We start from the raw sequence: 11303 nt of genomic DNA, 5'->3' as shown, positions 1-11303 counted from the left end.
TAGTTATTACTGAAAATACAATGGATAAAGAAAAAAGAAAAGCCTTAGATCGTGCTTTATCCCAAATAGAAAAATCATACGGTAAAGGTTCAATAATGGTTCTTGGTGAAGCTCCAAAATCAGTTGATATTGAAGCGATTCCTACTGGTGCAATAAATTTAGATATTGCATTAGGAATTGGTGGACTACCAAGAGGGAGAGTTGTAGAAATTTATGGACCAGAATCATCTGGTAAAACAACATTAGCATTACACTGTATTGCAGAAGCTCAAAAAATGGGAGGAATCGGTGCATTTATTGATGCTGAACATGCTTTAGATGTGCATTATGCAAGAAATTTAGGCGTAGATATTGATAATTTGGTTTTATCACAACCGGATACGGGTGAACAAGCATTAGCAATTACAGAATCATTAGTAAGATCTAATGCGGTAGATATTATTGTTGTTGACTCAGTCGCAGCACTTGTTCCGAGAGCTGAAATTGAAGGTGATATGGGTGATAGTCACGTTGGTTTACTTGCAAGACTTATGAGTCAGGCTATGAGAAAATTAACTGGTATAGTTGCAAAATCAAATACAACAGTTATATTTTTAAATCAATTGCGTCAAAAAATTGGTGTAATGTTTGGAAATCCTGAAACAACAACAGGTGGAATTGCTCTTAAATTCTATTCAAGTGTTAGACTTGATATAAGAAGAAAAGATCAAATTAAAAATGGTGATGAAGTTATCGGAAGCAGCACTCAAGTAAGAGTAGTGAAAAATAAGGTCGCTCCACCATTTAAGACTGCAACATTTGATATTATGTATGGTACAGGTATATCAAAAGTTGGTACAGTACTAGATTCGGCTGTAGACTTTGAAATAGTTGATAAAGCTGGTTCATGGTATAGTTATAATGGAGATAGATTAGGACAAGGCCGTGAAAATGTTAAAGAATATCTATTAAATAATGGAGATATTTACAAAGAAATAGAAATGAAAATTAGAGAAAAATTGAAAAAAGTAAATCAACCTTCTGAAGAACACGAAGCATTAGAAGATGATGAAGAAGAAGGAATGATTAAATAGCATCTAGGAGGTTAGCATGGGTTTTGTATACTATGCACTAACCTTAATAGTGGGAGTTATTATTGGATATATAATTGTTTCAATTATAAAACAAAATGCAGATAGAAAAAAAATTAATTCTGCAGAACAAATTTCAAGAAGAATAATTGATGATGCAAATAAAGATGCTGAATCTCTAAAGAGAGAAGCAATATTGACAGCTAAAGATGAAATTTATAAATTAAAACAAAATATTGAACAAGAAAATAAAAAGCGTAAAAGTGAAATAGACAAACACGAACAAAGGTTAGTTAAAAAAGAAGAAAATTTAGATAAAAAATTAGATAAATTAGATAGAAAAAATGATTCATTAAATAATAAAATTAAAAATATCGAATCAAAAGAAGCGGAAATTGAAGAAACACTAAGTAAACAAATTTCTGAATTGGAAAGAATTTCTGGTTTAACACAAACCGAAGCAAAAGATATTATATTAGAACAAGTCGCAGATGAAGCAGAACATCATAAAGCATTAATTTTAAGAGAGTTTGAAGCTAGAACTCGTGAAGAAGAAAAACGTTTATCGAGAGAAATTGTTGCAACTGCAATTCAAAGACAAGCATCACAAATAGTTGCTGAGTCATCAGTTTCAGTGGTATCATTACCAAGTGATGAAATGAAAGGGAGAATTATCGGGCGTGAAGGGAGAAACATACGTTCGTTTGAAAGTTTAACAGGTGTTGACTTAATTATAGATGATACACCTGAAGCTATAGTTTTATCGTGCTACGATCCGAGAAGACGTGAAATTGCTAAGCTTACATTAGAATATTTAATGGTTGATGGTAGAATACACCCAGCAAGAATTGAAGAAATGTATCAAAAAGCTCTTGAAGATATCGAGCAAAGAACTAAAGAATATGGTGAAGAAGCATGTGAAAAAGCAAGAGTTCATGGTTTACATCCAGACCTGGTAAAAGTTTTAGGTAAATTAAATTATAGAACATCATATGGACAAAACGTATTGTGGCATTCAGTTGAAGTGGCTAATATTGCTGGTATTATGGCAAAAGAATTAGGTATAAATGATAGAATCGCAAGACGTGGCGGTTTATTACATGATATCGGCAAGGCTTTGGATCACGAAATTGAAGGAACACATGTAGAAATTGGCGTAAACCTATTAAGAAGATATAAAATAAAAGAAGAAATTATACACTGTGTTGAGGCACATCACTTTGATGTTCCATTTAATTCATTAGAAGCTATGATAGTACAAGCTGCTGATGCAATTTCAGCATCAAGACCTGGAGCTAGACGTGAAGCTTTAGAAGCATATCTACAAAGATTAACAAATCTTGAAGCAATTGCAACATCATATGATGGAATTAAAAAAGCATATGCTATACAAGCTGGTCGTGAAATTAGAATTATGGTTGAACCTGAAAAAATTTCAGACGATCAACTAACAATTTTATCAAATGAAATTGCATTACAAATTGAAAATGAATTAGAATACCCAGGTAAAATTAAGGTTCATACAATCAGAGAAACAAGATCTGTTGCATATGCAAAATAATATAATTATAGGAGACAATCATAATTTTTTGATTGTCTTTTTTATATTATTAAATATTAAAGGTATAATTATATGTCTAAACATAAAAACGTCGCTTAGAATCGATTTTATAGCTTCAAATTTTAAGATATATTAGTGAAATATAAATAAAACGTATATAGATTGAAAATTTAAGGATCCTATTTCGTTTATGATACTTTGTCACAAAATAACTATTTTGTGACAAAGTATCTGTAAAGAGAAAACATTTAATATTAAATTATTATTAAATATTTATATTCCCTTCTTATTTCCATTTGCCCCACCATATATTTTAAGGGGATTTATCTTACATTTTGAAAAATCCATTATATATCCTTTCTAATATTTTCATACCTTTTCTTAATTAAAATTAAACCTATTATTTTATTGTTTTTCTATTTTCCTTTATATCATTATATCACTAATTTCTTATTTTTATTAAAATAATAAAAATAGACGAGAATACAATCCCCGTCTATTTTTAAGTTATTTATTAAGCCTTAAATTTATTTCTTATTAATATTACCCCTAATCCTATTGTGGAAATGATTGCCATAGCTCCAAATAAAGCTATTCCTCTATCTCCTGTTTCTGGATTAGTCGTATTTGCTATAATATGTTTAGTAAAAACTTTAACTTCTCTTGTGTATGTGCCATCTTCTAATTTATATGGAAACGATATTCTAACATCTTTTTCCTCTTTAAATCCTTTAGGTCGTTGAGTTTGTGATATTAAATAATTTCCATTTTTTAATATTAATTCTTCCTGTGATTTTTTTGTTAAATCTATTATTTCTACTTCATTTGTATCAATATTTTTAACTTGATACTTAAAACCTAAAATAGCTTTTCTTTGTGCATTTTCTGATATTATTGTCAGTTTGTTTTCATTTTCTTTAGCAAAAGTGCTTGAAAAAAAACTAAAGCTAAAAACAAAAAGTACAGCTAATAATAAAAATACTCTAATTTTTTTATTCATTTTTCCCTCTTTTCTTCATTATAATTTTAATTGATAAAGCTAAAATAATATAACCAGAAATTAAAACAACTGCTTTTTTTTCATAATTACTCAGAACAAATTTCATTTCTGGAAATTCATTAACTAATTCTACAAATTCACCTTTTACTAATAATCTATGCGAATTTATTCCAAAAGGCACACATGTTAATAAAGTTGTTTGTATTTTATCTTTATCAGGCTTTAATACGTTTATATCAGAAGGTAAGACTGTAAATATTTTTTTTACTATATATTTTTGTATACCTTTTTTTGTTTGAATATAGTAATCATCTCCTATTTTCATATATTCAAGATTTGAAAATAATCCTGAAGCTGATTCACCGTTATGAGATGTTATCACTGAATTAACCCCTTTTTTTACTTCTAATAACCCAAATTCTTTCATTAAACCTGCACCTTGCGATAATGATTGATCAGATACCCCTAAAAAAATTGGTAAATTTATAGATACTCTTGGAATATAAATAACTCCTACAACTTCATCAATTGGATCAACATCATTGATATTTATAGAAGATGTGTTTATATTTCCATTTTTACTTTCTAAATAATTTTGTATTGTTTTTATAGAATTTCTTTTTTCTATTACTCTTGATTGATAGATAGGATATAATAAATATCCTATCGAAATCAATGAGATTACCACTAAAACAATATCAAAAAGCATAGTTTTTTTTCTGTTTTTCATCTAGTATTTCTTTCTTTTTGTCTTTTTTTTGCTACAAACAAGACAACAACTAAACTAACGATAAATATTAAAGTTATTTTTATATACCTAATTGCAAGTTCTTCAGACCCTGTTAGTGGCATTTCTGGCGATTTTTCATTCGTGATTGTTAATGGTCTTTGAGTTGTTTGTGTAAATGATTTTTCTTTAATTGTAAATTTCGTTTCAGGATTAATAGAAAGCCTATATCCTGTTGGAGATTTCATCTCTACAGCTATATAATTACCTGCTTTTAATCCTCTTACCTCAAATTTACCTTCTGAATTAGAAATCATAATTGCATCTTTGTGATTTTTACTATTTTTAAGTTCTTTATATGCTATTTCATCACTTTCATATTTAACCCAAACAGGTTCTATACCACCGGTAGCATTTTCATTATGCTTATAACCATTAAAATAAAGTCCTTCTTCATTTCTTATTATAAATTCTGCTCCTTCAAGTGTATTCTTCAACAATCCTTTATTGAACAATCCATTGTCTTTTTTTATAAACTTATAACCAAATGTTTGAAATTTTTTACCATCATGATTGTATCTATCTTTAGTTAAACCTTTTTCAGGAGCATTATTATAAGTAAATTCAGCTTTGTTATTATATAAAACATCAGGTGTTGCATTAGCTTTTAATTGAGCGTGATATCTTACATATATCTTTTGAGCATTTAATACATTTTTTGAAAATCTATTATTTTCTCTTGTCACGTCTTTTGCGGACATATTAGCTTTTAATGGATTAACAAACGAAATTTCAAATTTGTTATTTTCATTTACTTCTTTAACAAAATAATCCTTATCCCTTACAAGCTTTATTTCTTTATCTGTAACAACATCAAAGGCTATTTTCCCATCTTTACCTTTTACATATTCTGCTTCTATTGTTGGAGTAAAGTTATCAGAAATCATATCTATATTACCAGCTTTTTCAAGTTGGTCTTTTGCTTCAAATTTAGAATATTCATGAATATTATCAGGAATTTCAAACACTAATTCAAAAGGAATATCTTCAAAATAATCAAAACCTTGTTCTAATTTTCTTTCAGATTTAAGATTTTTCTTAAAACCTGGAACAAAATGATTTGTATATTCTAGTAAGTTTATATTGTTTAATATTTTACCAGCATTAAATTTTGAACCAGTTCTTACTATACCATCTTGATCCATGTGAAAAGCTAATATATTGTATTGATTAAGCAAAGAATCAAACCCTGCTAAGTACTTAAATCCTTCTCTTTTTTGATATTTAGTTGCATCTATCATCATTCCATCAACAAGATTGTCTGATTCAATTTCTACTAAAAAATATTGTCCTCTTACAATTCCGGTAATATCTAATTTACCTTTTTCATTTGTTGTTACAACAATGTCTTCTCCATTTGAGTTTTTTAATGCTTTAGCTTTTTTAAATTGTTCTGGTGTACCTTTATATATCTTAAATTTAGCCCCTTTTAATGCTCCATTATTTGTGTTTAAATTCCCATCACCATCATCTTTGTATTTTTGAAATCCAAATACGCCTTCTTTAACTTCATTTTTTGGATATAAGTTAATGGTTGTTTTATAACTTATATGATCATTATTCGTGATTGGAAGATATAAAAACATTGGTTTTGCTTTAGAAACTACAGTTTTAGGTGCTTTAGTTTCTATTATCATGTATAATCTCCCCTCTTTAACTCCTTTTACATCTTCATAAGTAGGAATTTTATCAAATACTGTTTTACCTGTTTCATCAACGAATTGTTTTTTTATAAGTTTAGCTCCATATGGTAATATATTTCCATTTTTATAAGCTTGTTCAATTTTATTTCCTACTGTTTCAGCCGATTTCATTTGAGATTGAGAAAATGCTTTTTTTTCTTGTGCTGTCATGTTTAGCTTGTAACTTTGAGAAGGTATTAATTCTTTTAGTGTTTGATCTCGTCTATCAAGCTCAAATATCGCAAACTCTACTTCTCCATAAAGCTTTCTAGAATATTTTTTTACATCATAGCTTGTTTGAAGATTTGTTAAATCTAAAACATCACCTGTATTTTGAATTGCTTCATCAGTTAAATTGTTTAATTCGCCCAATTTTTTATCTCTTGTAGTTGCTACTGTGTCAAGAGAATTTGTGTCTTTGTTATTTATTATTTCACTATGAACCTCAGCATGTCCGACAGAATTTTTATTTTCTAAAACATCATCTCTAAGTAATTTAGAATATTTATATTCTAATTTTTGTATAACAATATCATTTGTTTGTGGAATACTAGCACCAGAGGCAAGTATTCTATCTGTTATACAAGACGATAGAAATATCGAACTTGCTAATACAAAAGATAAGAATCTTTTTGCTAATTTTTTTATTTTCATTCTTCCTCCAAATTATTTTTCTTTATCAATTTATTTTTTCTATTTAATACTATTAATCCACACGCTAATAATAATCCACCTATAATTAAGTTTGTATGTTGTTTTAATGACCCTGTTAGTGGCATTTCTGGTGCTTGTATTTCTATTGTTTGATCTTTATCATTAATATCTTCATGGCTAGCAATTAATTTTCCATTTTGATAAATCTTTTCAAATGCTACTATTTCTTTACCTTTTAATGTTGATAAATCTAAATCAACTTCTATTTGTATTATTCCTTCTTTTTTATCTGCAATAAATTTCTTTATTACTACTAAATCATTTCCATTTTCATCTTTTATAAATTCAATTGGATTAGTACCTTTAATAGCAACTCTCATTTTTACTTCATATTCATTACCGATAATTAAATCTTTGTATTCGACATTATCTACTAATTTTATTTTGTAATTACCAGATATTGTTTTATCACCTTTTATATCAGTAAATTTTGTTTTAATTTTAGGATTTGTAATTTTTACAGTTTGATCTTTATCATTGATTTCTTTATGAATTGCCATAATTTCACCATTGAATGTTAATTCTTCAAATGCTACTATTTCAGCTCCTCTTAATCTATTTAAATCAATATCTACAACTACAGGAATTATGCCTTCTTTAGATGTTGCTACAAATTTCTTTGTTGATTTAATTTTTTGTCCTTTTTCATCTAATAATGGTCTATTTGTTTCTTTATTCATAACAACTAAATCTAATTGATATTCTTCACCGATTACTAAATTATTGTATTGTACATGGTCTGTTAATGAGATTACGCTAATTGGATCAAGTGTTTTTTTATCTTCTTTTGTTGATGAAAATTTTGTTTTAATTTCAGGATTTGTAATTTTTACAGTTTGATCTTTATCATTTATATCATTATGTGATACTAATAGTTTTCCATCTTTATATAAATCTTCAAATACTACTGTTTCTTTTCCTCTAATTGCTTCACTATCAACAATAAAATCTAATTCCACAAAACCATTTCTTTGTGTTGCTTTAAATGTTAATTCTGCTGTATAAGTTTTACCACTTTTTCCTGTTAAAGGTTTTTCTGTTTCTTTATCCATTAATACACCTTTAAATGTATAAGTTTTACCTACAACTAAATCTTTATAAGTTACCTTATCCTTAATTGTTACAGTTTTTGTTGGATTAATGTTTTTCTTACCAGTTTCTTTATCTGTTGCATTAGTTTTAATTTCAGGTATTTTTTGATTTTCAACTTCTACAACAATTTTTTCTCCATGAGATTTATTTGTTGTATCAATTTCAACTTTTCCTTCTGATTTAAAGTATCCTACTGGTGCACTTACTTCTTCTAAGTAATATTTACCTTTTGGAAGTTCTGTAACACTTAGTTTTCCTTTAGAATCAGTTGTATAAATACCTACAACAGTTTCACCTTTTTCAGGATCTACAGCAACAAGTTTATATCTTGCACCTTGTACTGGTATTTTCTTATCGCCTTCTTCAGTTTTTACAACTTCAATTTTAATTTTTTGTAATTTGTTAATTACTTTTGTTTCAGGTAAAGTTGTGTGTTTTTCTTCTACATTTGTAAAATCAATTTCTTTTTCATGTTTTTCATTGTCTATTACATAATTTTCATCTGTTGAGATTTCTTTTACATAGAATTTTCCATCAATTAAGATATTTTCAAATGTACCTTTTACAGAGAATTTTGTTACATTTGTGCTTGTTTTTTCAGTATCACTTAAAACATTTTCTTTTACAGTTTCTTTAATTTCTTTTACATCAAATACTTTTCCTGCTTCTTCTAATTCTTTAGTTTTAGCTTCTTTTTCTTCTAAAGTATTTACTTTAATTAAATCTAATAAAGTTTTTTCTGTTTTTTGTTCATATCCAATTACTTCTGCATTTTCTTTATCTTTACTAAAGATTGGTTTATCTTTATCATCAACTTGTTTTTCTTCAAATACTGATATTTCATATCTTGTAATTTCTTTATCTATTTCAACAATTTTTGGTTTTTTAGTTTGTTCTTTTGTTTCAAAGTCTTTTGTTACTTCAAAAATCTTTTTATCTAACATAGTATCTGCCGGAATTATAACTCCATTTTCTCTATATTCTTCTTTTAAGAATAATCCAAATTCAGCTTTTGGTTTATAAGTAAATAAATTAGAATTTTCAAATTCTTTTACTAAATCAAAGCTAATATCTTTTCTTTCGTTATATTTCTTTTCAGTTATACTGTGAATTTTTAATTCTTTAGCTTGAGGTGTAAATTCAATTTCATATTCTTTTTTATCTAGAACAAATTGTTTTGGTGTAGATATTTCTTTTAAGATATATTTTCCTAAAGGAATATCATTTGTTTCTACAGCTTTTTCTTTTACAGTATTAATTGTCTTTACAACATCACCTTTTTTATAAAATACTGTTTGATTATCCATAGATTTAATTTCTTCACTAGCAATTAAGTTCCATGTTGTATCTTCTAAGAATGTGTCTGTAAATTCTAATTTAGTAATTCCTGTTTGTTCATCTTTTGAAATACCAGTTAATACTTTAGCTGTTTTTTCTAAGATTAATTTACCTTTTTGAGAATGGTTAGAAATTTCAATATTTGTACCTTTTAATGTTTGGTTTTCACCGCTAACTTTAATATTTGTACTATATTCATTTCCAGTTTCATCACCATCTATTACGATAGTAATATCTCCAGGTAATTGTGTATATCCTTTAGGTACATTAATTTCTCTTAATGTATATGTTCCAAAATCTAAATCACCAGATTCAATCTTACCATTTTCTAATGTAGTTAATTTTTTTACTTCTTGATTATCTTTCATTAAACTAAATACTACATCTTTTAAGCCTTTATTTGTTTCACTATCAATTTTTGTAATTGAGAATTTAGCTTTTTGATTATCATTTTTTACAATTGGTGCATTATATACTGTACCATTTCCGTTTACTTTATCTACTTTTCCATCATCTTTTACATGTGCTATATATAATGTATCATCTAATATATATCCTTTAGGAGCTTTTACTTCCTTAAATGTATAAGTACCTACTAACCCGACAGGATTTCCTTCAAAAGTAAATAAATCATCTCCTGATACTTTAAATGAATCAGCAAATGCTATTTGTCCCTGATTGTTAGTTTTAAATTTCCATGTCTTTTTAGAACTAGCTTGTTTAACTTGACTTTCGTTTAATTCACCATCATAAAATTTCACTTCAAATTCAGCATCTGGTAATTTAACATCTGTGTTTGATACTTTTGTTAGCAATAAATTTAGTGGATCAAATTTAGGTTTATCAGTTACTTTTAACTCATAATCTGCATTTGATAAATCAGCTCTATGAATTTGTTCATCTAAGAAAAATCCTTTAGGAGCTTTAGTTTCTTTAATAAAATATATACCTTTATCTAGTTCTAATTTATTTGATGACCCATTAACTGTTGTAATAAGTGTACCAATGCTTGATTTATTATTTTGTGCATCACTTCTAGAACTATATACTTTATATTCAGCATTAGCTAAAGAATATCCTTTACTTGCTAAATCTGTTAAAGTTTTATTTGCAGATGTTTTTAATAATGATAAATTTTGTTTTTTTGGTGGTGTAGGTTGGTTAAAATTCCATGCAAACATTCTTTGAGTTCCACCTGATTTTGTTGAATATACCTTAAACCATGAAGGAGCATTCTGTTTCGAATTAATGTATGATAAAAATTCTTGCATTTCAGCATTTCTCATAAAATATTTTGGTGATGTACCCCATACATTTGATAATGCATAATGTGTTAAATGATATCCTTTACTTCCTTTATTAGCTGGAGTTCCCCACAAATTAAAAGTTTCCAACTTACTCCATTTTTCTGGAGAAGCATATCCATAATATGCTACTTTTCTAACTTTTTCATTATTTTCTTCTCTCCAACCTGTTAATGTTTTAGTGTTCCCAGGGTTAACTGGAGGAATTTCAGATGCTTCACCACAAAAAATGTAATATCCATCACTTGAAGTGAAATAATCTGAACCTTTATAATTACCGCCACCATGATTTGTTACGCTAATACTACTTGGTGTTGCTAATACAATTTTATTCGGAATTATTATTCCAGATATTAATATTGCAAGTGCTAGTATAGCACTTAATGATTTAGTTAATTTATTCTTAATTTTTTTCATTTTTCTCCTCTATTTTTCGTTCAAAATGAACAAATTATTTATCATGTTTTCTTGATTTTCTTTTATATATTTCTATAATTTCAATAATTTTTTTAATGTGACTTTGCAAAAAATTTTATCATTAGTAGATAAAAAAATATTTTATACATTGTTTCTCCTTTAAAAATAAAAAAAGAGAGAAATTTTTTTCTCTCTCACTTATTATGTTTTTTTCCTCTCTATACATATTATATCAGATTTTATCAAGTTCTAACTGTCATTATTGTTACATGGATTTAACAATTAAAAAAGACAGAATTGCTTCTCTCTTTGATGGTAACTTAAGATTATTTTAATCA

Annotated in this window: 6 protein-coding genes; 2 read left to right on the top strand and 4 right to left on the bottom strand. The window is 27.1% G+C overall.

The window, feature by feature from the left end; all coding sequences use genetic code 11:
* The first annotated feature begins 20 nt into the window (after positions 1-20).
* Positions 21-1073: a recombinase RecA gene (recA, locus tag EQF90_RS04045; protein ID WP_134710682.1), complete on the top strand. Its 1053-nt coding sequence runs from the start codon at positions 21-23 to the stop codon at positions 1071-1073.
* Between the two features lie 16 nt (positions 1074-1089).
* Positions 1090-2631, top strand: coding sequence for a ribonuclease Y (gene rny, locus EQF90_RS04040; RefSeq protein WP_134710681.1), 1542 nt, complete (start codon positions 1090-1092; stop codon positions 2629-2631).
* A 514-nt stretch (positions 2632-3145) separates the two neighbouring features.
* Here the strand turns inward: rny and EQF90_RS04035 are convergent.
* The 4 genes from EQF90_RS04035 to EQF90_RS04020 are packed head-to-tail and all read right to left on the bottom strand — an operon-like array spanning position 3146 to position 10965.
* Positions 3146-3631 (bottom strand): hypothetical protein, encoded by a 486-nt coding sequence (locus EQF90_RS04035; protein WP_134710680.1) that lies wholly within the window; start codon positions 3629-3631, stop codon positions 3146-3148.
* Complete coding sequence (locus EQF90_RS04030) at positions 3624-4361, bottom strand: class C sortase (protein WP_134710679.1); 738 nt, start codon at positions 4359-4361, stop codon at positions 3624-3626. The genes EQF90_RS04035 and EQF90_RS04030 overlap by 8 nt, the downstream gene beginning before the upstream one ends.
* On the bottom strand, positions 4358-6754 hold the full coding sequence (locus EQF90_RS04025; RefSeq protein WP_134710678.1) for a SpaA isopeptide-forming pilin-related protein: 2397 nt from the start codon (positions 6752-6754) through the stop codon (positions 4358-4360). The genes EQF90_RS04030 and EQF90_RS04025 overlap by 4 nt, the downstream gene beginning before the upstream one ends.
* Positions 6751-10965: a VaFE repeat-containing surface-anchored protein gene (locus tag EQF90_RS04020; protein ID WP_134710677.1), complete on the bottom strand. Its 4215-nt coding sequence runs from the start codon at positions 10963-10965 to the stop codon at positions 6751-6753. The genes EQF90_RS04025 and EQF90_RS04020 overlap by 4 nt, the downstream gene beginning before the upstream one ends.
* Positions 10966-11303: the final 338 nt, after the last annotated feature.

Source organism: Helcococcus ovis (assembly GCF_004524775.2).
Classification (GTDB): domain Bacteria; phylum Bacillota; class Clostridia; order Tissierellales; family Peptoniphilaceae; genus Helcococcus; species Helcococcus ovis.
The sequence above is the reverse complement of the archived record's forward strand: the minus strand, read 5'-3'. Positions and strand labels throughout refer to the sequence as shown.

Coding starts and splice junctions, on each gene's coding strand:
- EQF90_RS04025 (WP_134710678.1), bottom strand. CDS start 6,754: ATGAAAATAAAAAAATTAGCAAAAAGATTCTTATCTTTTGTATTAGCA.
- EQF90_RS04035 (WP_134710680.1), bottom strand. CDS start 3,631: ATGAATAAAAAAATTAGAGTATTTTTATTATTAGCTGTACTTTTTGTT.
- EQF90_RS04020 (WP_134710677.1), bottom strand. CDS start 10,965: ATGAAAAAAATTAAGAATAAATTAACTAAATCATTAAGTGCTATACTA.
- recA (WP_134710682.1), top strand. CDS start 21: ATGGATAAAGAAAAAAGAAAAGCCTTAGATCGTGCTTTATCCCAAATA.
- rny (WP_134710681.1), top strand. CDS start 1,090: ATGGGTTTTGTATACTATGCACTAACCTTAATAGTGGGAGTTATTATT.
- EQF90_RS04030 (WP_134710679.1), bottom strand. CDS start 4,361: ATGAAAAACAGAAAAAAAACTATGCTTTTTGATATTGTTTTAGTGGTA.